The organism is Streptomyces rubradiris, assembly GCF_016860525.1.
Lineage (GTDB): Bacteria > Actinomycetota > Actinomycetes > Streptomycetales > Streptomycetaceae > Streptomyces > Streptomyces rubradiris.
Genome location: NZ_BNEA01000015.1, coordinates 237,755 through 257,543, shown reverse-complemented (window position 1 = coordinate 257,543; position 19,789 = coordinate 237,755). Strand labels below are relative to the sequence as shown.

At 72.9% G+C, this 19,789-nt stretch carries 20 protein-coding genes and 1 pseudogene; 8 read left to right on the top strand and 13 right to left on the bottom strand.

Features of this window, described 5'->3' with window-relative positions:
• The first annotated feature begins 57 nt into the window (after nt 1-57).
• From Srubr_RS14565 to Srubr_RS14550, 4 genes are all read left to right on the top strand, one after another.
• Nucleotides 58-552: a cupin domain-containing protein gene (locus Srubr_RS14565; RefSeq protein ID WP_189997123.1), complete on the top strand. Its 495-nt coding sequence runs from the start codon at nt 58-60 to the stop codon at nt 550-552.
• Nucleotides 553-684: 132 nt separating this feature from the next.
• Nucleotides 685-1,044 carry a DoxX family protein gene (locus tag Srubr_RS14560; RefSeq protein WP_189997122.1) on the top strand — a complete coding sequence of 120 codons (360 nt, stop codon included), beginning with the start codon at nt 685-687 and terminating at the stop codon, nt 1,042-1,044.
• A 445-nt stretch (nt 1,045-1,489) separates the two neighbouring features.
• The gene (locus Srubr_RS14555) at nt 1,490-2,323 is read left to right on the top strand and encodes a hypothetical protein (protein ID WP_189997167.1); all 834 of its coding nucleotides are present in this window, start codon (nt 1,490-1,492) and stop codon (nt 2,321-2,323) included.
• A gap of 323 nt (nt 2,324-2,646) precedes the next feature.
• A complete protein-coding gene (locus Srubr_RS14550; RefSeq protein WP_189997121.1) occupies nt 2,647-3,870 on the top strand; it encodes an alginate lyase family protein in 1,224 nt (407 codons plus the stop codon).
• A gap of 219 nt (nt 3,871-4,089) precedes the next feature.
• Here the strand turns inward: Srubr_RS14550 and Srubr_RS14545 are convergent, their stop codons facing one another.
• A complete protein-coding gene (locus Srubr_RS14545; protein WP_189997120.1) occupies nt 4,090-4,569 on the bottom strand; it encodes an SRPBCC family protein in 480 nt (159 codons plus the stop codon).
• Nucleotides 4,570-4,861: 292 nt separating this feature from the next.
• Here Srubr_RS14545 and htpG point away from each other — a divergent pair, with 292 nt between their 5' ends.
• Nucleotides 4,862-6,763, top strand: a complete 1,902-nt coding sequence (gene htpG / locus Srubr_RS14540) for a molecular chaperone HtpG (RefSeq protein WP_189997119.1) — start codon at nt 4,862-4,864, stop codon at nt 6,761-6,763.
• A 63-nt stretch (nt 6,764-6,826) separates the two neighbouring features.
• Here htpG and Srubr_RS14535 read toward each other — a convergent pair whose 3' ends face one another.
• The 3 genes from Srubr_RS14535 to Srubr_RS14525 form a co-directional block, all read right to left on the bottom strand.
• Nucleotides 6,827-7,252, bottom strand: coding sequence for a pyridoxamine 5'-phosphate oxidase family protein (locus tag Srubr_RS14535; protein ID WP_189997118.1), 426 nt, complete (start codon nt 7,250-7,252; stop codon nt 6,827-6,829).
• A 64-nt stretch (nt 7,253-7,316) separates the two neighbouring features.
• On the bottom strand, nt 7,317-7,532 hold the full coding sequence (locus tag Srubr_RS14530) for a hypothetical protein (protein ID WP_189997117.1): 216 nt from the start codon (nt 7,530-7,532) through the stop codon (nt 7,317-7,319).
• 132 nt (nt 7,533-7,664) lie between these two features.
• Entirely contained in the window at nt 7,665-9,179 is a 1,515-nt protein-coding gene (locus tag Srubr_RS14525) for an MFS transporter (RefSeq protein WP_189997116.1), read from the bottom strand.
• Nucleotides 9,180-9,348: 169 nt separating this feature from the next.
• Between Srubr_RS14525 and Srubr_RS14520 the strand changes: the two genes are divergently transcribed.
• Together Srubr_RS14520 and Srubr_RS14515 are read left to right on the top strand one after the other, a co-directional pair.
• The gene (locus Srubr_RS14520; protein ID WP_189997115.1) at nt 9,349-10,038 is read left to right on the top strand and encodes a PepSY domain-containing protein; all 690 of its coding nucleotides are present in this window, start codon (nt 9,349-9,351) and stop codon (nt 10,036-10,038) included.
• 144 nt (nt 10,039-10,182) lie between these two features.
• Entirely contained in the window at nt 10,183-10,431 is a 249-nt protein-coding gene (locus Srubr_RS14515) for a hypothetical protein (protein ID WP_189997114.1), read from the top strand.
• Between the two features lie 13 nt (nt 10,432-10,444).
• On the opposite strand, the gene Srubr_RS14510 is transcribed toward Srubr_RS14515, so the two are convergent.
• The 9 genes and pseudogenes from Srubr_RS14510 to Srubr_RS14475 all read right to left on the bottom strand — a co-directional run bounded on the left by Srubr_RS14510 (nt 10,445) and on the right by Srubr_RS14475 (nt 18,618).
• Nucleotides 10,445-11,161 (bottom strand): LamG domain-containing protein, encoded by a 717-nt coding sequence (locus Srubr_RS14510; protein ID WP_189997113.1) that lies wholly within the window; start codon nt 11,159-11,161, stop codon nt 10,445-10,447.
• Between the two features lie 106 nt (nt 11,162-11,267).
• The gene (locus Srubr_RS14505) at nt 11,268-12,677 is read right to left on the bottom strand and encodes an FAD-dependent oxidoreductase (protein ID WP_229926789.1); all 1,410 of its coding nucleotides are present in this window, start codon (nt 12,675-12,677) and stop codon (nt 11,268-11,270) included.
• Nucleotides 12,678-12,710: 33 nt separating this feature from the next.
• A complete protein-coding gene (locus Srubr_RS14500) occupies nt 12,711-13,883 on the bottom strand; it encodes a polysaccharide pyruvyl transferase family protein (RefSeq protein ID WP_189997112.1) in 1,173 nt (390 codons plus the stop codon).
• Between the two features lie 92 nt (nt 13,884-13,975).
• On the bottom strand, nt 13,976-14,149 hold the full coding sequence (locus tag Srubr_RS14495; RefSeq protein WP_189997111.1) for a hypothetical protein: 174 nt from the start codon (nt 14,147-14,149) through the stop codon (nt 13,976-13,978).
• A gap of 25 nt (nt 14,150-14,174) precedes the next feature.
• Nucleotides 14,175-14,531 carry a PRC-barrel domain-containing protein gene (locus Srubr_RS14490; RefSeq protein ID WP_189997110.1) on the bottom strand — a complete coding sequence of 119 codons (357 nt, stop codon included), beginning with the start codon at nt 14,529-14,531 and terminating at the stop codon, nt 14,175-14,177.
• Nucleotides 14,532-14,653: 122 nt separating this feature from the next.
• The gene (locus Srubr_RS14485; protein WP_229926795.1) at nt 14,654-15,613 is read right to left on the bottom strand and encodes an alpha/beta fold hydrolase; all 960 of its coding nucleotides are present in this window, start codon (nt 15,611-15,613) and stop codon (nt 14,654-14,656) included.
• A gap of 81 nt (nt 15,614-15,694) precedes the next feature.
• Nucleotides 15,695-15,892: pseudogene (locus tag Srubr_RS40705) on the bottom strand (helix-turn-helix domain-containing protein); the annotation flags it as partial.
• Between the two features lie 229 nt (nt 15,893-16,121).
• Nucleotides 16,122-17,489, bottom strand: a complete 1,368-nt coding sequence (locus Srubr_RS14480; protein ID WP_189997108.1) for a trypsin-like serine protease — start codon at nt 17,487-17,489, stop codon at nt 16,122-16,124.
• Between the two features lie 142 nt (nt 17,490-17,631).
• Nucleotides 17,632-18,618, bottom strand: a complete 987-nt coding sequence (locus Srubr_RS14475; RefSeq protein ID WP_189997107.1) for a LysR family transcriptional regulator — start codon at nt 18,616-18,618, stop codon at nt 17,632-17,634.
• 177 nt (nt 18,619-18,795) lie between these two features.
• Here Srubr_RS14475 and Srubr_RS14470 point away from each other — a divergent pair, with 177 nt between their 5' ends.
• On the top strand, nt 18,796-19,734 hold the full coding sequence (locus Srubr_RS14470; protein WP_189997106.1) for a helix-turn-helix domain-containing protein: 939 nt from the start codon (nt 18,796-18,798) through the stop codon (nt 19,732-19,734).
• Nucleotides 19,735-19,789: the final 55 nt, after the last annotated feature.

The window sequence follows — 19,789 nt, the reverse complement described above, 5'->3', positions numbered from 1 at the left end:
CGGCGATGCGGAACGGGTTTTGGACACCGGCAGGGCGTCGGCGGTGCACTCGTGGGCATGAGCGAAGAAACAAGGACCAGCGAGCCGCAGGCCGGCCCCGCCGTATCGGTGGTGGGCCCCGGCGACGGCGAGACGATCGTTCTGGGCACCACGCACATGCGCGTCCTGGAGGACGGCAGCCACACCGGGCACCGCCTCGCGATCGCCGAGTCCGTCCTCGCCCCGCACACCCAGGGACCGCCTCAGCACCGCCACTCCCAACACGACGAGGGCTTCTACATCCTCTCCGGCACCGTGCGGTTCACCGTCGGGGATGAGGACTACGACGCCACCACGGGCACGCTCGTGCTGGTTCCGCCCGGCACCCCGCACACCTTCGCCAACCTGTCCGGCCGACCCGCCGTCATGCTCAGCACCTTCACCCCCGACCTGTACGTGCAGTACTTCCGAGACCTTCAGGAGGTGCTCGCCGGTGGCCGGCCGCTGACGCCGCGGGCCACTGTCGACGTGATGAGCCGCTACGCCACCGAGCCCGCGGCAGACCTCGCCTGAAGCCGACGGCACAGCGGGGCACGGCCACGTCCGGGTTCCTCGGGTGGCGGGTCGGGCCCTCACCGATGGCTCTTCCGGTAATCGACGCAATCGACGGGTCCCCGGCCAGCCGGTGGCCCATGAACGGGAATCATGAACATCGCCTATTGGATCGTCGCGGGACTGCTCGCCGTCTTCTACGTCTACGCAGGCACGCTGAAGGTGAGCCGGAGCCGCGAGCAGCTCCGCCCGATGATGGCCTGGGTCGACCGGGTGCCCTTGCCCGCCCTCCGGGCGCTGGGGACGGTCGAAATACTCGGCGCGGCCGGCCTGATCCTGCCGCCGCTGACCGGCATCGCTCCCTCGCTGGCGACGGCCGCGGCCATCGGCTTCGTACTCCTGCAGGCCGGCGCGATCACCGTCCACCTGACCGGCGAAGACCGCAGGATCACGCTCAACGCCGGGCTCGCCGCCACCGCGGCCGTGTCCGTCTGGCTGGCCACCGGGCTGTGAACAGGCCCAGTGCCCAGCCCTCGACCGACGGATGCCACTGCCGGGCCGGTACGGCGGTCGCGCCAGAACGCTCGACCGGCCCTCGCGAGGGCATCCGTGGACGGGCTGGACGTTCTCCGCCGGCTGGGGCAGCCATCAGACACCGGACGCCACGCCGGTCGCACCCGAGCCGGTGGTGGAAGTCGGCGCCGACATCACCCGTGACACCTCAGACCGCTGGAGGCATGCCGCACACCGGCACCGGGCACGCCCCCCGTGGACAATCCCGCCGGGCGCCGGCGAACTGACGGCGGTACGCGGAACTCGGTCCCGTGGTCGTGGCATTGCCGACTTCGATGAACAGCAGCGACACCCTGTCCCATGGGGCGGTGAGGACGATGCCGGTCTTCGACGGTCTGCGGTGTTCCGCCCATACCGGGGCCGCTCGTCGGCCACCATGGGGTGTGTGGAGATCGCCGAGCTCGTTCTCGAATACGTGCAGGCCCTCGTGTGGCCGCTGATCACGCTCACCCTCGTGTACGTCCTGCGCGCACACCTGAGAGAAGCGTTCGCGCGCATGACACGGGTGGAGACACCGGCCGGGGCCATCGAGTTCGCGGTCGAGGCGCGCGACGTGCTGAACCAGGCGGAGAGCGTCGGTGACAGCGCAGGACAGGTACCGGCGTGGCGGGGGCCCCAGCAGGCCCACGGTGTGCCGGCACCCGCCGGGCCGCCCTCGGGCAACGGCCAGAACACGGACTACCTCCTGCCCGCTCCAGCCGGATCCGGGTCCGGTTACCCGCCGCCGGGGCACGCTCCGGGCGGGTCCGGGCAGGGCCATCCCCAGCCAGGGCAGCCTGTTCCGGGCGGACCCGCGTACGGCTACCCCCAGCCGGGGCAGCCCGGTTCGTTCGGGCCGGTCGTGGTTCCCTCCGGGCCTGGCGCGCCCCAGCAGAGGCCCGGGTCGGTGTGGCGGGACGGGTTCCGCGTCGCCAGGGGCGTGGCCGACTCCGCGCCGGCGGCGGCCGTCGTCACGGCGTGGGACGTGCTGGAGCGGCTGTGCCGGGAGGTGGTGCCGGCCCACGGTCCGGGCCGGCCGCCGACGGACGTGGCGTCCCTGGGCAGGGCGCTGGTCGCGTGCGGGCTGCCCGCCGGCAGCGCGGACGTCCTGACACGCCTGCGCGGTCTGCGTGACCGGGCCCCACACCTCTCCTACGGCGTCACCCCCGGCGCCGCACGCGATGTCATCGACGCCTGCCTCACCCTCGCCCGCGAGGTCGACGCGCTGCGCGGACAGTAACCGGACGACACACCGCTCACCACCTCGGCCGGACCGCCCACTCACCGCCCCGCCTTCGGCGCATGAGGCCGACGGCCGCCGAACCTCACGAGCACGACCCGGGGCCCTCACTGCTGCGCGAGGCCCTGGCCGCCGGGACGCGGCGCCCTACCCGGACTCCCAACGCGCCGCCGCCCGCCTGGTCCGCGTCAAGGTGCCCCGCTGGCGCGAGCAGTGGCGCGCGGTTGGTGGCGCCCCTTGACGGGCCGTTGGTCCGTACCTATCGTCTCGTCAACTCGGCCGTTCAGGAAGCCGTATGGCGTTCACATACGAGGACGGAACAGATGCAGGACAAAGACATACCCGCCCGACGTCGCCGTAAGTCCCCCCGTTCCGCTCTCGCACTCACCGCGGCGGCGACCCTGCTCGCCACCGGGCTGCTCGCCTGGCCCGGCAGTCAGCGGGCGCAGGCCGCACCCGCCGCCTTCGCGCACCCCGGCGTCACCGTCTCCCGAGCCCAACTCGACTTCGCCCGTGGCAAGGTGCTGGCCGGCGTCCAGCCCTGGAAGGGCGCCTACGACCAGATGATGGCGAGCAAGTACGCGAGCCTCAGCCGCACCCCGAAGCCCCGTGCCGTCGTCGAGTGCGGTTCGTACTCCAACCCCAACTACGGTTGCACGGACGAGCGCGAGGACGCGATCGCGGCGTACACCGACGCGCTCGCCTGGTACGTCACCCGTGACGAGCGCTACGCGAAGAAGGCCATCGAGCTGATGGACGCCTGGTCCGCCGTGCTCAAGGACCACACCAACAGCAACGCGCCGCTCCAGACGGGCTGGGCGGGCTCCTCCTGGCCGAAGGCCGCCGAGATCATCAAGTACACGTACACCGGTACGTGGGCCGACTCGGGCCGGTTCGCGACCATGTTGCGCGACGTCTACCTGCCCGAGGTCGTCAACGGCTCGAACTCCAACGGCAACTGGGAGTTGTCGATGATGGAGGCGGCCGTGGGAATCTCCGTCTTCCTGGAGGACAAGACGGCGTACGACGCGGCCATGGCGAGGTTCCGCACCCGCACCGCCGCCTATGTGTACCTCGCCTCCGACGGCGACCTGCCGAAGACCGTCCCGAGCCAGAACCTGAACACCCGCGACAAGATCGTCTCGTACTGGCAGGGCCAGTCGACCTTCGTCACCGGACTCACCCAGGAGACCTGCCGCGACTTCACCCACACCGGATACGGGATCTCCGCCATCTCGCACGTGGCCGAGACCAGCCGCATCCAGGGCCAGGACCTGTACGGCACCGATGTCGGCGAGCGGCTGCGACAGGCGCTGGGCTTCCAGTCCACGTACGAACTGGGCGCCGCCGTCCCGGGCTGGCTGTGCGGCGGCAGCGTCGACCGCGGGCTCGGCCCGGTCACCGAGGTCGGCTACAACGCCCTGCACAACCGCCGGGGCATCGCCATGACCAACACCGGGACCCTCACCGGACAGAACCGCCCGGCGGGCAGCAACAACCTCTTCGTCGCCTGGGAGACCCTGACCCACGGCGACAACCCGAACTGACGTCCGGATGGTGGCGGGCCGGCGGTCCCGGCCTGTCTCGTGGCCGCCCGGGAAGCCGGAAGGCCGGGAGGCCGGGAAACGCGGTGCCGGGCCGCGGTGCTGTGCCCGCGGCCCGGCACGGTCAGGTCACGCGGTGACCTGCTGCTCCGTGGGGCGACCCTCGGTACCTGGCGGTGCCCGCCGGCTCTCACCGGCGGCCCCGCGCCGGCGTACCGGCTCTCACAGGGCCGGACGGCCCGAGTCGCCCGGCTTGATCCGGCCGCGCCACGCGCCGGACTCCGTGCCGCGCCCCTCGATGTACTCCTTGAATGCCTTCATGTCGCCCTTGACACGGCGGTCGATGGTGCCGATCAGATCCCCGGCCTTCTCCACGGCCCCGCTGGGCTCGACCTCCAGCACCAGCTCCACCCTGGTGTGGGTGTCGTCCACCCGCTCGAAGCGGACGCTGCCCCTCTGGCTGGTGTCGCCGCTGACCGTGCGCCACGTGATCCGCTCGTCCGGCAGCTGGTCGACGATCTCGGTGTCGAACTCCCGCCGTACCCCGCCGATCTTCGTGGTCCAGTGATTGTGCCGGTCGTCCAGCTGGGTGACCTCCTCGACGCCTTCCATGAAGTTCGGGAAGCTCTCGAACTGCGTCCACTGGTTGTAGGCGGTGTGCACCGGTACGCCGACTTCCACCGCTTCCTTGACCGTGCTCATCTCCAGGTCTCCGTTCTCACTGGTGGGGTGTCCCGGGCGGGCCGTCCGTGCGGCGCGCCCGGGCCGGGAGTGCCGGGTACCCGGGGAGCCGACGGTCATGGCCACCGGTTTCGATCATCCCCGCCGGCCCGTCGGTACCCCCGGGACCGCGCCCGGCCCCCGCCGCTTCCGCCCAGGCCGGAAGGGTGCGGATCCGGCCACCGCCACCGTCTTCGGGTCACCGCCCTGACGTGGTGTTTTACAGTGTTTGCCACCAGTTCAGGGCAACAGGACCTGTGAGGAATTCGCGAACATGCCGACCGAGACGTTTGAGTTTCAGGTAGAGGCCCGTCAGCTGCTCCAGCTGATGATTCACTCGGTGTACTCGAACAAGGATGTCTTCCTGCGGGAACTCGTCTCCAACGCCTCCGACGCGCTGGACAAGCTGCGCCTGGAGAAGCTCTGGGACGACTCGCTCGACGCCGACGTGTCCGATCTGCACATCGAGATCGACATCGACAAGGACGCCCGCACCCTGACCGTGCGCGACAACGGCGTCGGAATGTCGTACGACGAGGTCGGGCAGCTCATCGGCACGATCGCCAACTCGGGCACCGCGAAGTTCCTCCAGGAGCTGCGCGAGGCCAAGGACAAGGCCGGCGAGGACGGGCTGATCGGCCAGTTCGGCGTCGGGTTCTACTCCGGCTTCATGGTGGCTGACGAGGTCACCCTGCTGACCCGGCGGGCCGGCGAGAGCCAGGGCACCCGGTGGTCCTCGCGCGGCGAGGGCACGTACACGCTGGAGAAGGTCGACGACGCGCCGCAGGGCACCTCGGTCACGCTGCACCTCAAGCCCGCCGACCCGGAGAACCAGCTCCACGACTACACCTCACCGTGGAAGATCCGGGAGATCATCAAGCGGTACTCGGACTTCATCACCTGGCCGATCCGGATGGTGCCCGAGAAGTCCGGTGACGACGACTCGACGCCCGAGCCCGAGACGCTCAACTCCATGAAGGCACTGTGGGCGCGGCCCCGCGACGAGGTCTCCGACGACGAGTACCACGAGCTGTACAAGCACATCGGCCACGACTGGCGCGACCCGCTGGAGACGATCCGGCTCCAGGCGGAGGGCACCTTCGAGTACCAGGCCCTGCTCTTCCTCCCGGCGCACGCGCCCCACGACCTGTTCACCCGCGACTTCAAGCGGGGCGTGCAGCTGTACGTCAAGCGCGTGTTCATCATGGACGACTGCGAGGCGCTGCTGCCGCCGTACCTCCGCTTCGTCAAGGGCGTCGTGGACGCCGCCGACCTGTCGCTGAACGTGTCCCGCGAGATCCTCCAGCAGGACCGCCACATCGAGATGATGCGGCGCCGGCTGACCAAGAAGGTCCTGTCCACGGTCAAGGAGATGATGACCAAGGACCAGGAGCGCTACGGCACCTTCTGGCGGGAGTTCGGCACGGTCCTGAAGGAGGGACTGGTCACCGACGCGGAGAACCGTGACGCCATCCTCGCCGTCGCCTCCTTCGCCAGCACCCACCACGACAGCGAGCCGACCACGCTGAAGCAGTACGTGGAGCGGATGAAGGACGGCCAGGAGGACATCTACTACCTGACCGGCGAGTCCCGGCAGAGCATCGAGAACTCCCCGCACATGGAGGCCTTCCGGGAGCGGGGCATCGAGGTGCTGCTGCTCACCGACCCGGTCGACGAGGTGTGGGCCGACGCCGTCGGCGAGTACGAGGGCAAGAAGCTGCGCTCCGTCGCCAAGGGGCAGATCGACCTCGACGCCAAGGACGAGGACAGCGCCGACGAGAACCGGGAGAAGCAGACCGAGGAGTACGCCGGGCTGCTCGGCTGGATGAAGGAGCAGCTGGACGAGGACATCAAGGACGTACGGCTGTCCGCCCGCCTCACCGTCTCCCCGGCCTGTGTCGTCTCCGACGCGCACGATCTCACGCCGGCGCTGGAGAACATGTACCGCGCGATGGGCCAGGAGGTGCCCCGCGCCAAGCGGATCCTGGAGCTGAACCCGGACCACCAGCTGGTGAAGGGCCTGAACCAGGCGTACAAGGAGCGCGAGGACCGCACGGAGCTGGCCGAGACCGCCGAGCTGCTGTACAGCCTGGCGGTGCTCGCCGAGGGCGGCCAGCCCAAGGAACCGGCCCGCTTCGTCAAGCTGATGGCGGACCGCCTGGAACGCGCGCTGTGACCCACCCGCGCGGGGGCCGGGCACGGCACACCGTGCCCGGCCCCCGCGCATCCGCCGGTGGGTTCAGAAGGCTCCGAGGTCGGCGGCCACCCAGTGCTCGGGACGCATGGTGACGATGAAGTGCTTGCCGAGCCGGGTCCGGTCGTACTCCACGAAGGCGGCGACCTTGTCCTCGGGGAGGTACCGCGCGGCCATCTCCCAGGACAGCTCGGGACTGTCCGGGTCCGTCGCGACGACCGGGCCCTCCACGGAGACGTAGCGCACGGTCGGTTCGGTGCGCTGCACCATCAGGCTGAAGCGCCCCGCCGCGCGGATCGCCCGCCCCTTGCGGGAGTCGGGCCCGGTGCGTACCCACAGGTCGCCGCCCGGCGTGTACTGGTACCAGACGGGAACCGTCAGCGGGGCGCGGTCCGGGTGTTCGACGACCGACAGGGCGCCGATGTGGGGCTCGGCCAGGAACAGTTCGCGTTCTCGTTTCGAGAGTGCCATCGGCCGACCCTAACGCCGGCAGCGGCACGGACGACAGACCCGTCGAGGCCCTGTCGGGGGCGGGTCAGCCGGCGCCGCGCTCCAGGACCCGGCGGGCCGCCTCGGCCTCCGCCGCCGGCGGGGACAGCTCGTCCAGGGTGTCCAGTTCGTCGTCCGCTTCCAGCTCCCGCGTCCAGGCCGCCGCGAGCCGCTCCTGCTCCTCGCGCGGCCGCGCGCCGACGGCCTCCCGGTGGCCGGGGTCCAGAGCCGCCAGGAATCGTTCGACCGGGTCCGTCGGCATGCCGTGCTCCTTGTCGCCGCGAGGGGTGCCGCTCCCGGCCAGCATGGCCAACCGTGCGCGCGCCCGCCGCCCGACACGGGCCCGGACCACCCTGATGGCCCTGCCGCCGGCCCCGGCTCCCCACGGTGCCCGTCAGGTCTGCCGGGCGTGCACGGGCGCGTTGGCGACCTCCTCCGGGCACTTCCGGTGCGGCTTGCGCCGCCGGTCGCGCCGCCAGTCGAACACCGCGAGGGCCAGGGAGGCCGCCATGCCGGCCAGCGCGGCGCCCAGCGCGGTGACGAGAGCGCCGCGGTAGTCGCCGCCGCGGCCAAGCATCAGATAGAACAGGCCGGGCAGCGCGGCGGTGCCGAGCGCCGCTCCCAGCCGCTGCCCGGTCTGCAGCGCGCCGCCCGCCGCGCCCGCCATGCGCACGGGCACGTCCCGCAGGGTCATGGTGATGTTGGGGGAGACCACGAAGCCGCCGCCGACGCCGCCGAGGAAGAGCACCGGCGCGGCGACCCAGGGCGCGAGGTCCAGGGGCGCGAGCCGCAGCAGCAGCGCGGTGCCGCCCAGGCCGGCGATCACCCCCGCGAGGCCGCAGACGGTGAGCAGGCGGCCGTACCGCTCCACCAGCCGGCCGGAGACCACGGCCGCGCTCGCCGAGCCGAGCGCGAAGGGCGTGACGGCCAGACCGGACCGGAGCGGGGAGAAGTCCAGCCCCCGCTGGTAGAAGAGGGCGAACACCAGCCACACACCGCTGAACCCGACGAAGTACAGCGTGCCGATGCCGGCGCCGATGGCGTAGCCGCGCACGGTGGTGAACAGGCGCGGGTCCAGCAGCGGCTGTTCGTCCCGGGCGACGAGACGGCGCTGCCACCAGGCGAAGACGGTGAGGAGCGCGGCACCGGCGAGGAACAGCCACCACAGCCGCTCGATGCCGCCGGACTCCGCCAGCACCAGCGGGCACATCAGCGCGAGTACGCCGAGCCCGAGGAGCAGCACGCCGGGCACGTCCACCCGGCCTCGTCCGGAGCGCCGGGTGCGCGGCAGCAGACGGCGGCCGAGCAGGACGGCCAGGACGCCGATGGGAACGTTGACATAGAAGATCCACCGCCAGCCCTGGTCCCCGGAGGCCAGGGCGAGGATGGCGCCGCCGGTGACCGGCCCGGCGGCGGAGGATATGCCCACGGTGGCGCCGAAGAAGCCGAAGGCCCGGCCGCGCTCGGCGCCGCGGAACATCTGCTGGATGAGCGCGGAGTTCTGCGGAGCCATGAAGCCGGCCGCCAGCCCCTGGGCGAGACGGGCCGCCACCAGCAGCGTGATGTCGGGGGCCGCGCCGCAGGCCGCGCTGAAGACCACGAAGCCGCCGAGCGCCAGCAGGAAGATGCGGCGCCGGTCCAGGGCGTCACCGAGCCGGCCGGCGGTGACCAGGGCCAGGGCGAAGGTCAGGGCGTAGCCGGACACCACCCACTGCACCTGCGCCGGGGAGGCGTGCAGGTCGTGCTGGATGGTGGGCAGGGCCACCGCCACGATCGTGACGTCGAGCAGGCTCATGAACCCGGCCACCAAAGTGACCCACAGGGCGCGCCACCGCTGCGGATCCGGCTCGTACCCGTCCCCGCGGGGGTCCGGTTCCCGGCCGCCCTTGGCCGACGTCGACGCTGTCACACGACCTCCTCTCCACCGAGGCCACCGGGCGGATCCACCGGGGCCACCGGTCGGACCAAGTTCCCCCGCCCCTACCGGGGACACATACCCGGCCCGTACCCGCCCGCCACCGCGTCCGGCCGTCGGCGCCGACGAGGCACCGGACGGACATCTCGCCTAAACTGACTGCATGGACACAAAGAGTGACGAAATACTTCCGCGTCGTGACCGTCCGCCGCTCTCCCGCGGCACCGCCCTGATCGTCGTTGCCGCCGCGGCCGGAGCGCTGCTCACGGGCTGCGGCAACGACAGCGGCGGCGAGGCCGCGCGGAGCGGCGCCGCCGAGGCTGCCCAGGTCGCCGCGACCTCGCCCACGCCGACGGCGGACGGCAACCTCACCGAGGACCAGCGGGAGCGCAAGGCACTTGTCCCCAAGGCCAAGACCGGCTACGAGCAGGCGCTCAGCGCGGCGGTGGGGGCGGTGTCGAACTCCAAGCCGGTCTCCGTCGAGCTCAAGGGCTCGCCCGACAGCCCCCGCTGGGAGGCCGAGGTCGCCACGGACGACGGCACCGCCCACACCGTCTCCGTCGACGCGGTCGACGGGAAGGCCGGCAAGGCGCGGGCCAAGGACGACGACGGCGACGACAAGCGCGACCTGGCGGACCTGCTGAAGAAGGCCACCGTCACCCCGCAGCAGGCCGCGCAGACCGCCACGGGCAAGACGAAGGGCACCGTCACCGCCGTCGAGCTCGACGACACCGACGGCGGCAACCCGAAGTGGTCCGTCGACGTCGTGACGACCGACGACTGGAACAAGACGACCTTCGACATCGACGCGACCAACCGCAAGATCCTCCGGGAGCACGTCGACCGCGACTGACGGCCCGCCCGGGGCCCCGGGAAGCGAGCCCCCGCGGCTCCGCACCGCCTCGACGCGGTGCGGAGCCGTCTCCTGCGCTCGGGCCCGTTTTCCCGCCCGGCCCGGGGGAACCCGGGCGTGCCGAGGAGTGGAGCGGAGGACGCCATGAGCGGACAGACCGGCGAGCCCGCCGACCGGTACGGGCGGGCCCGCGACGAGAAGGAGCCCGGAGCGCACTCCGGCGCCGAGAGCCAGGCCCGCGAGCGCACCGTGCCGGGCACGTCCAGTGCCAAGGAGGGCTACCAGCCCGACAGCGGCACCACGGCCGGCGAGCCGCTGCGCGGAGTGGAGGCCGGGGACCGGCGGCGGGACGACCGGCCGCGGGGCGGCGAGGAGGACCGGTCCGACGGCTGACGGCTGCCCGAGGCTACGCGTCGTCCCCGGCCGGGCGCCGTACCACCAGGCTGCTCACCTCGAAGGTCATCTCGGTCGTCTCCGGGTCGGGCGGCGGGTGGTAGCGCCCGGCGCAGACCGAGAGGTTGACGATGAGGAAGGCGTGCCAGCGGCGTCCCACCCCGCGCCGGTCCGCGAACACCCGCTCGCCGTTCAGCCACCAGTCCACCGAGTGACGCCCGAAATCGGTGCGCAGGTCGATCCAGGCGCCCGGCCGGACCGCGTCGTGGCGCACGTACCGCTGGGACCGGCGTACATGGTTGGTGAACTCCAGCAGGTCCGGGTGGTCCGGGTGGTATTCGAAGACGTCGACCTCCTGGCCGCCGTCCCGCCAGGTCCAGACGGCCGGCCACGCGCCGGTCTCCGTGGGCAGCCGGACCCGGGCCTCCAGAACGTCCCCGGCCAGGAGGACGAACTCCTCCTCGCTGTCCTCGGTGGTCAGCAGGCCGGTGTCCCACCTGCCGTCCGGCCGCCGGGTGGCCCGGAACACGCCCGAGCGGCTGTGATCGGCGTCGTCCACCAGATGGTCCAGCTTGTCGTCGCCCGGATTGACCGGGCCGCCACCCGGATAGGCCGAGGAACGGCCCGCCGTCCACTGCGCCGTGGAGGCGAAGTCCGCCGTGAACACCACGTCGGACCGGCGTGGATCCCGGGGGGCCGGCGGCGAGGCGCCCGTCGTCGGTTCGCTCATGTCGGATGTCTCACCGGCGGCGGCCCGGACATGCGCGGGGGCTGATCGGCGCAGCGTATTTCCTTCGTGTGGGTGAAGCGTGGGGGAGACGGACACGGCGGGAGCGTCAGGGCAGGCTGGCGCCCTGGGCCCGGAGTTCCCGCTGGACCGCGCTCACCGGGACGTCCCGCGGCCGCCGCCCCCGGGTCGCCGCGAGGGCCGCGCACACGCCCGCCGCCTGCCCGGTGGCCATGGAGATCGGCATCACACGGTAGGAGGAGTGGGCCACGTGGTCCCCGGAGATGCAGCGGCCCGCGACCAGCACCCGCTCCAGGCCCCGGGGCAGCAGACAGCGCAGCGGGATGTCGTACGACTCGCCGCGCGGCAGCCGTTCGAGCCTGGTGCCGCGACCGCTCGGGTTGTGGATGTCGACCGGGTAGGCGCCGCGCGCCACGGCGTCGTCGAACTTGCGGGCCGACAGCACGTCCTCGCCGGTCAGCAGGTACTCGCCGGTGATCCGCCGGGTCTCCCGGACACCCACCTGGACACCGCTCTGCACCACGTAGGAATCGGCGAAGCCCGGCACCCGGCCGCGCAGGAACCGGGAGATCTGCGCCATCTGCCGGTGCGCGGCGAGTTCCGCGCGGGTCAGGTCCCAGACGCTGGTGCCGAGCACCTCGGTGACCCGCGTGGAGTTGACCGCCACCTCGCCCGCGTTCGGGGTGGCGAAGAAGAGCATGTCCTCGCGCGGCAGGTCCAGCTCACCGGCGTCCGTGGCCGCGCGGACCAGGTCCCACAGCCCGTGCACGCCCTTCCACTGGTCCGGCCGGGCGCGGGTGTAGGCGGCGAACTCCTCGTGGTCGAAGCGGACCATGCGGAACATCAGCGTCATCGGCTGGGTCCAGCCGTCCTCCGGCCGGCCGGTCTCGTACCCGGCCCCCGCCGCTGCGGCGATGTCCCCGTCCCCGGTGCAGTCGACGATCACGTCCGCGTCCAGCACGAGCGGCCCCGACTTGGTCTCGAACACCGCACGGGCCCGGTCGGGCAGGCTGACGACGCCGGAGGCGAAGGCGTGCAGCAGCATCCGGACCTCGTGGTTCGCCAGCAGCTCGTAGGCCGCCAGCTTGAACAGCTCCGCGTCGAACGGCACGGTGTAGCCGGTCTCCAGCGAGGGCCGGATCGCCGCCCCGGTGCGCACCAGCTGCTCCAGGAGCACCCACAGCACCCCGCCGACGACCGGCTCGCCCTCGCCGTGGTCCGGCGGCAGCAGCCGCGTGGTGTCGCCGGGCACGGCCTGCTTGACCTCGTTGTGGAAACTCATCAACGGCATGACCAGGGCGGCGGTGGCGTTGCCGCCGAGGAAGCCGTAGCGCTCCACGAGGACCACCTCGGCGCCCGCGTTGGCCGCCCCGACGGCCGCGCCGAGGCCGGCCGGACCGCCACCGACCACCAGCACCTGGGTGGACCCCGCGTGCAGGGCCTGGCGCGGCGGCAGCTCCACCGTGGTGGGGACCCGGGGCGGCATCAGATGGGACACGTTCACTCCCTCGGGGTATGGCAGCCGTCGGTGTCAGCGGCCGGTGGAGGCGGGCACCGGAGTGGCGGCGCGGCGGACGCCGGGCGCGGCGGCACCGTCCAGATAGGCGAGGAGCCGCTCCCCGGTCCCGGCCGCCCGCAGCCGCATCGCGGCCGTGCGCCCCGCCGCGTCCGCCGCGCGTGCGTGCCGCTCGTCCCACAGCCGGTCCACCTCCGCCAGCAGCAGCCCGGACGTCTCCCGGACCACACCGCGCAGCGCGGGCGCGCCGATCCGCTGGGCGAAGTCGAAGACCTTCCCGGCGTACGGCAGCGGCAGCAGGGGGATGCCGGCGAGCGCGGCGAAGACCAGGAAGTGCAGCCGCATGCCGACGGCCAGGTCCAGCTGCGCGACGATGTCCAGGACCTCCTGGGGCCCGTGGTCGCGGTGCAGCACGGTGCAGTGGTCGGCCGCCGCCATCCGGGACGCCACGGCGTGGGCGTGCCGGATGTCGCCGCGCTCCATGGAGATGAAGACGATGTGCGCGTCCAGCCGCTGCACCAGGAAGTCGCCCATGCTGGCGAGCAGTTGGTGGTACCCCTCCTCGTCCAGGTGTTCGGCGGCGTGTCCGGGCTCCCGGACGCTCATCCCCACCAGCCGCCCCCGGCGGGGCACCGCCTCCGCCCGCAGCAGGGCCCGGCCGCGGTCGCCGGGCGCCAGCAACAGCGCCGGGTCGGCGGTGACGCAGACGGGCCGGGTGACGCCGGCCTCCTCAAGGACGAGCTTCGACTCCTCGTCGCGGACCGTCACCTCGACCGCGTCCGACAGCACCGTGCGCACGTACGCGCAGTCCGTCTCGTCGGTGAGCGGACCGGCCCCCACCGCGTAGGTGAAGACGGGGACGCCGAGGCTCTGCGCGGTGCCGGCCAGCCGCAGATACCGGCGCGCCTCGGTGTCGTAGAGGATTCCGCCCCCGCCGACCACGAGGACGTTCAGCCGGCGCAGCGACTCCGAGATGCCCTCCCGGCAGACCCCCTCCCAGCCGACCACCTCGACGTCCGGATGGACCGAGCGGGTGTGCGCCGGATTGCGGGAGAAGACCACGAACCGGGTGTCCGGGCGGCCGGCCCGGACCTGGTCCAGCAGGGCGGTGAGAATCGCCTCGTCGCCGACGTTGCGGCCCCCGTAGGAGCCCAGTACGCCTACGGTCACGCCGTCCGCGCCATCCATGACCGCTCCCTTACGGCTCACAGCAGAAGCTGTACCAGCTTGCCGCCTTCCGGTGGGAACACGCGACCCGGGCCGCGTCCGGGCCCGCCGCGTCAGCGGGCGACGCGTTGCTTGCGCCCGCCCCGGCGGAAGCGCACGGCGGCGTAGACCAGGGCCAGGACGAGGACCACGACGCCGATGACCAGGAGATAGAACAGACCTTTGACGACGAATCCGATGATCCCCAGGACGACGGCCACGAGGATCAGGAACAGGAACAGGCTCATCGGATCTCCCGGCGGGTTCGGCGGGTCAGCGGCGGGCCAGGCGTCGCTCGCCGCCGGCGCCCGGTGCGTAGGGCAGCTCGTAATGAGCGAAGACCCCCGGTTCGTCGTCGGCGGTCAGTTCGCCGTCGGTCTCGATGGACGGGGCCTTCTTCACCCGGTCCTTGCTCTGGGCGACCTTCAGGTAGCCCGGACCGACCGTCGCGCCCGTGAGGGGGACGAACGCCAGCCGGCGACGGGTGGGCAGACCCACGGTCACCGTGGCGAAGAAGGGCTGGTCGGTGGCGGTGTCCACGTAGACCGACTCCAGAACGCCGATCTTGTGGCCGCCGGTGTCGACCACGTCGTGACCCCGCCACTCGCGGATATCGGATGCCTCGAACATCGGTACCTCCTGTGCACGGGGTACCCACTCGCGGGCCGGGGATGTGGCACCGAGGGGGTCGATGCCCCGGACGGCGTACGGGCCCGGGGCCGGGTGCCGGGCCGGTACGCCGAGTGATCAGTTCACGGGCACGAGGTCAGGAACTCGATCAGCGCCGCGTTCACCTCGTCCGGCCGTTCCTGCTGGGTCCAGTGGCCGCAGCCGGCCAGCTTCAGCGGCTCCCGCCTCAGGCCGGGCATCAGCGAGGGCAGCCGCTCGATGAGCTCCGGTGTGCCGGGGAAGGCGGGGACCACGTCACGGTCGCCGTAGATGTACAGGGACGGCGGGGTGACCACGGCGCCGTGCCAGGGGGCGGTCAGCTCCCAGTTCCGGTCGAGGTTGCGGTACCAGTTCAGGGCGCCGGTGAAGCCCTGGGAGAAGCTCTCCGTGAGCGCGTCGAGATCCTCCTCGGTGAACCACTCCGGCAGCACCTCCGGGTCGGCCATGTCCGCGAGCCAGCCGCGCTCGGGGTCGACCAGCGGCTGTTTCCGTCCGGCGCCGGGAGCGTCCCCGGAACCCCAGTAGAAGAACTTGCGCAGCGCGGTGCGGGTGTCCTCGGCGAACTCGGCGTCCGCGACGCCGGGACGGTTGAAGTAGTTCCAGTAGAAGCGGCCGCCGAACATCTGCTCCATGGCGGGCAGCGGAGGCCGCGAGCCCCGGAACGGCGGCGGCACGCTCAGACCGGCCACCCCGCGCACCAGGTCCGGCCGCAGCAGCGCGGTGTGCCAGGCGACCGGCGCGCCCCAGTCGTGCCCGACGACGTACGCCTTCTCCTCGCCCAGCTCCCGGATCAGCCCGACGACATCGCCGACCAGATGCAGGATGGTGTACGCGTCGACGGCCTCGGGATGGTCGCTGCGCCCGTATCCGCGCTGGTCGGGAGCCACCACCCGGAAGCCCGCGGCGGCCAGCGGGCCGAACTGGCGGTGCCAGGAGTGCCACGACTCGGGGAAGCCGTGCAGCAGCACGACCAGGGGGCCCTCGCCCTCCTCGGCGATGTGCAGCCGGATTCCGTTCACGTCAACCATGCGATGCTCAACCATGGCCCCGAGACTACTCGCGTGATCATCTCGTGGTCGGTGACCCGCGTGACCGCCGTACGGCGGGCCCGGCCGGCCGAGCAGCGTGCGGAACGCGGTCGTGTACGCGGCGGGGTCGTCGCAGCCGGGCGGGTCCGCGACGCGGGTGACCGGCATGCCGGCGGCGAGGTGCCGCGGGGAGCCCGGGACGCGGGCGCGCTGCCGCCACTGCGCGAGGCTCGGGCCGGTGTGCCGCCGGAACAGACGGGCGAGGGTGCGTTCGCCGACACCGAGGGGGCGCACCCGCGCGCGGGCGGGGAGCCGCGGCACGGCGGTCGGATCGATGCGGAGGCCGTGGTGTTCAACCTCCGTCGTCGTGACCTGGCGTCGGGCCCGGGCGCGCGCCTGGCCCGGACGCGCGCGTGGCCCGGACGCGCGCGTGGCCCGGACGCGCGCGTGGCCCGGACGCGCGCGTGGCCCGGGCGCCCCGTCGCCGGCGCCCGGGCCCTCGGCGGCCCCGCGGATCAGCCGCTCACAGCCGCTGCCACAGCGCCGGGGCGTTCGGCGGCTCCCACCCCGCCTGCGCCTGGTGGCCCTGGAGACAGCGGTAGGAGGCCCCGCCGTACGTCACCGTGTCACCCGCCTGGTAGACGGTGCCGGCCGCCCAGGTGCCGCCCGGCTCACCGGGGTCTTCCGGGTCCTCCGGGTCCTCGGGGCCGGTCCCGGTCGTCTTGAGGGTGAGGCCGTAGGACTGCAGGATCGGGTTGACCGGCTGGAAGTACGTCGTACCGCCGCTGGTGCAGTTGCCCGAGCCGCCCGAGGTGACCCCCTGCGCCTGGCTGCCGGAGATGAACGAGCCGCCCGAGTCACCCGGTTCGGCGCACACCGACGTACGGGTGACTCCGCTGACGGTGCCCTCCTGGTACGTCACGCTGGTGTTGAGCTGCTGCACCGTGCCGCAGTGCCAGCCCGTCGTGGAACCGGAGCGGCACACCGAGGAGCCCACCGGGGCCTGCGTGGACCCGGCGACCTGGACGCTGGAACCGGTCACGTACGGCGTCGCCGTCCAGTTGGAGTTGGTCGCCACCCACGCCATGTCGTTGCCCGGGAAGACCGACGCCTGGAAGGTGCCCTGCGCCACCCGGTTGGAGCCGGTGGTGGTGCTGCCGGCCCGTCCGCAGTGCCCGGCCGTGGCGAAGCCCTGCTGGGTGCCCCGGGTCACCGGGAACCCGATCGAACAGCGGCTGCCGCTGCCGATGTAGTACGCGTCGCCGCCGCGCAGGTCGTACAGCGGACGGGGACGCTCGGCGGACTTCACGATCCGGGTGAGGGAGGCGTCGACGTGTGCGGCGGCCAGCAGGGAACGCGCCGCGTCCGGCCGTATCGCCTCCACCACCAGCGTGTTGGTGGGCACGTCGACGTACCAGACCGGGGCGTCGGCGGTGGCGCGGTGGGCCGCGGCGCGGTCCACCCGGGCCTTGGCGGCGTCCAGCGCGGCCAGGGAGTGCTCCACGACGACCGCGCGGGCGCCGTGCGCCAGGATCGCCGGCACGTCGGCCGGGTCGGTCGTGGCCACGGTCAGCGTGTCCGACTCCGCGCCGCGCACCCACGCGCCGGCGAAGTCCGTGCCGAGCGCGGACCCGAGCCGGCCGGCGGTGGCGCCCGCCTCGGCCTCGTTGGCCAGCCGGCGCTCCGCCTGTCCGTGGTCCAGTCCCAGGTCCCGCTGGAGCGCGCCGAGGAGGGCGGGCGGCGTCGCGTCGGTGCGGAGCGTCTCGGCCGCCGTGGGCGGGGCGGGGAAGGCGGACGGCTGGGCGCTCGCGGAGCCGCTGAGCCCGGCCACGAGCAGGGCACCCGCTGCCGCGGCGGCGGCGCACGCGGCTCTGAGGTGTCGTTGGAGCATGGGGAGGTCTCCTCGGATTCGGTGGGAGTGCCGAAACCGTAGGGAGATCCCGCCCCGCCCCATAAGACATCAGCCGACCCCCTGCCTCCGTGTTATGCACGGGGACGTGAGCGGGGGCGGCCGGCTCGCAAGGCGCGGTCGGTCAGGAGGCGAGACCGGTGCGGTGTTGCCGGGCCGGGGCCTCCCGGTCCTCGCGCCGCGCGAGCCAGTGCGCGTAGCTGTCGCTGCGGGCCGCCACGCCGGCGTGCGCCGCGCGGGCCTGCGCCAGCACCGTCGCCACCGTGTCCGGCCGCTGCCCGGCCCGGTGCCAGCCCAGCAGATGCCGCCACACCAGCGGGGTCCCGGCCAGCGGCCGGGTGGTGATCCCGGGCGTCGGCGGGAAGGTGGCCCGGCACAGACCCACCGCCCGGCCCACCTGCACCAGATGGACGCAGGACGCGGTGTCCGTCTCGTACATGCGGCGGGGCGTGAAACCGGCCCGCGCGCAGGCCGCGGTGAAACAGTCCCCGAAACAGCCGTCGCCCGGGACGCACGCCCACTCCTCGCCGGCCAACGCGGCCAGGTCGGCCTCCCGGCCGCGGGCGAGCGGATGGCCGTCGGGGAGCATCACGAACACCGGATCGACGGCGACCTCCTCCCAGGTCAGCTGTGGTGCGTCCGGTGGGGGAGCGGAGCCGCAGGCGCCGGCCAGCGCGAAGTCCAGGCGCCCCTCGGCCAGCAGCTCCGCCAGCTCCCGCTCCGACCAGGAGGCGCAGGTGGTCACGGTGGTGCCGGGGACGGCGTCGGCGAGCCGGTCCACCAGCGCGCCCAGCAGCGGACCGTGGGTGCCGCCGAGCCGCAGCCACTCGCCGTCGCACCGGGTGCGCGCGAACCGGGCCGCCTCCCGCTGGAGTTCGCTGACCGCGGGCAGCACGATCCGGGTGCGCTCCAGGACCAGTTCGCCGAGGGCGGTGGCCCGTACGCCGTACCGTCCGCGCTCGAAGAGCGTGCCGCCCAAGGCCCGCTCGATGCGCCTGAGCTGGGCGCTGAGCGCCGGCTGGGCGAGTCCGAGGGCCGTCGCCGCCTTGGTCAGACTCCCCGCTTCCGCGATGGCCCGAATGGTCTTCAGATGCCGCAACTCCAGCTCCATGAGGGGAGCTTGCGGGGTGGGGAGGTCCAGGGCAAGAGGCTGGTACAGACCAGAGGGGCGGGTTTCGCGGTTTCCCGGTGCCGGGGTCCGTGGCATGGTCACAGCGACGCGATTGGTCTGTACCTGAACGGCGCCCGTGCGGTGTCGGCAGGTCCTGGAGAAAGGGGAGCATGGCCGATGCGCAGCACCACCGTGTTACCGGGAACCCCCGGCTCGCCGCCCGCGGCCGGGGACGTGCCCCTGCACCGGCTGGAGGTGGCCGCACCCGGCGCCCCGCCCTTCGCCGCCGGTTCCTTCGAGGCCGTGGGACCGCTGTCCCGGTGGGACCGGCCGCACCGGCACACCTTTTACGAGATCGTCCACGTCAGCGCCGGTTCCGGCACCCACGTCGTCGATCTCGCGCGCTGGCCGCTGCGCCCCCCGCACCTGGCGGTGATCCTGCCCGGCCAGGTGCACCACTGGGAGGGCGGCCGGGGACCGGAGGGAACGCTCGCGCTGTTCACCGACGACTTCCTGGTGGACCACCCCCATGACCGCGAGGTGCTGCGGGAACTCGGCGAGCGGTGCTGGTTCGCCCTGGACCCCGAACAGGACCGGTCGGTACGGAGACTGATGGCCGAACTCGTCGCGGAGCACCGGGAGCGGGCCCCCGGACACGAGAGCGTGCTGCGCTCCCTGCTGCACGTGCTCGTGGTGCGCGCCGCCCGGCTGCCGGGCCCCGGCGGCGCCGGCCGGGACCCGCGGGCTCAGGGCCGGCCGGCCGCCGTCGCCGACGAGTTCGCCCGGCTGATCACCCGCCCGGAGGCGGCGACCTGGTCCGTCCGGGAGTGCGCCGACCGGCTCGGGGTGACCCCCCACTACCTCACCCAGGCGGTCCGGGCCGCCACCGGCCGCCCGCCCGGGCGGCTGCTCATCGAGGCCCGGACCTACCAGGCGCAACGGCTGCTGGCCCACACCCAGTTGTCGGTACGGCAGGTCGCCGCCCGCACCGGGTTCGCCGATCCCGCCTACTTCAGCCGGTTCTTCCGGCGGGAGACCGGCAGCAGCCCCGGCGACTTCCGAAAACACCACAGCCGCCCTCATCAGTCCCTCGAAGCCTCGCCGACGCACGCCTAGGTTCGTTGCCGACCGGCCCCGGGGCGCCCGCCCCCGCAGGAGGGGACCCCACAGG

Bases quoted from the DNA above. Each gene is read 5' to 3' on its own strand.
- Srubr_RS14485 (WP_229926795.1), bottom strand. From the start codon at position 15,613: ATGGTTGAGCATCGCATGGTTGACGTGAACGGAATCCGGCTGCACATC.
- Srubr_RS14475 (WP_189997107.1), bottom strand. From the start codon at position 18,618: ATGGAGCTGGAGTTGCGGCATCTGAAGACCATTCGGGCCATCGCGGAA.
- Srubr_RS14480 (WP_189997108.1), bottom strand. From the start codon at position 17,489: ATGCTCCAACGACACCTCAGAGCCGCGTGCGCCGCCGCCGCGGCAGCG.
- Srubr_RS14490 (WP_189997110.1), bottom strand. From the start codon at position 14,531: ATGTTCGAGGCATCCGATATCCGCGAGTGGCGGGGTCACGACGTGGTC.
- Srubr_RS14560 (WP_189997122.1), top strand. From the start codon at position 685: ATGAACATCGCCTATTGGATCGTCGCGGGACTGCTCGCCGTCTTCTAC.
- Srubr_RS14545 (WP_189997120.1), bottom strand. From the start codon at position 4,569: ATGAGCACGGTCAAGGAAGCGGTGGAAGTCGGCGTACCGGTGCACACC.
- Srubr_RS14530 (WP_189997117.1), bottom strand. From the start codon at position 7,532: ATGCCGACGGACCCGGTCGAACGATTCCTGGCGGCTCTGGACCCCGGC.
- Srubr_RS14495 (WP_189997111.1), bottom strand. From the start codon at position 14,149: ATGAGCCTGTTCCTGTTCCTGATCCTCGTGGCCGTCGTCCTGGGGATC.
- Srubr_RS14535 (WP_189997118.1), bottom strand. From the start codon at position 7,252: ATGGCACTCTCGAAACGAGAACGCGAACTGTTCCTGGCCGAGCCCCAC.
- Srubr_RS14565 (WP_189997123.1), top strand. From the start codon at position 58: ATGAGCGAAGAAACAAGGACCAGCGAGCCGCAGGCCGGCCCCGCCGTA.
- Srubr_RS14550 (WP_189997121.1), top strand. From the start codon at position 2,647: ATGCAGGACAAAGACATACCCGCCCGACGTCGCCGTAAGTCCCCCCGT.
- Srubr_RS14515 (WP_189997114.1), top strand. From the start codon at position 10,183: ATGAGCGGACAGACCGGCGAGCCCGCCGACCGGTACGGGCGGGCCCGC.
- htpG (WP_189997119.1), top strand. From the start codon at position 4,862: ATGCCGACCGAGACGTTTGAGTTTCAGGTAGAGGCCCGTCAGCTGCTC.
- Srubr_RS14470 (WP_189997106.1), top strand. From the start codon at position 18,796: ATGCGCAGCACCACCGTGTTACCGGGAACCCCCGGCTCGCCGCCCGCG.
- Srubr_RS14500 (WP_189997112.1), bottom strand. From the start codon at position 13,883: ATGGATGGCGCGGACGGCGTGACCGTAGGCGTACTGGGCTCCTACGGG.
- Srubr_RS14510 (WP_189997113.1), bottom strand. From the start codon at position 11,161: ATGAGCGAACCGACGACGGGCGCCTCGCCGCCGGCCCCCCGGGATCCA.
- Srubr_RS14520 (WP_189997115.1), top strand. From the start codon at position 9,349: ATGGACACAAAGAGTGACGAAATACTTCCGCGTCGTGACCGTCCGCCG.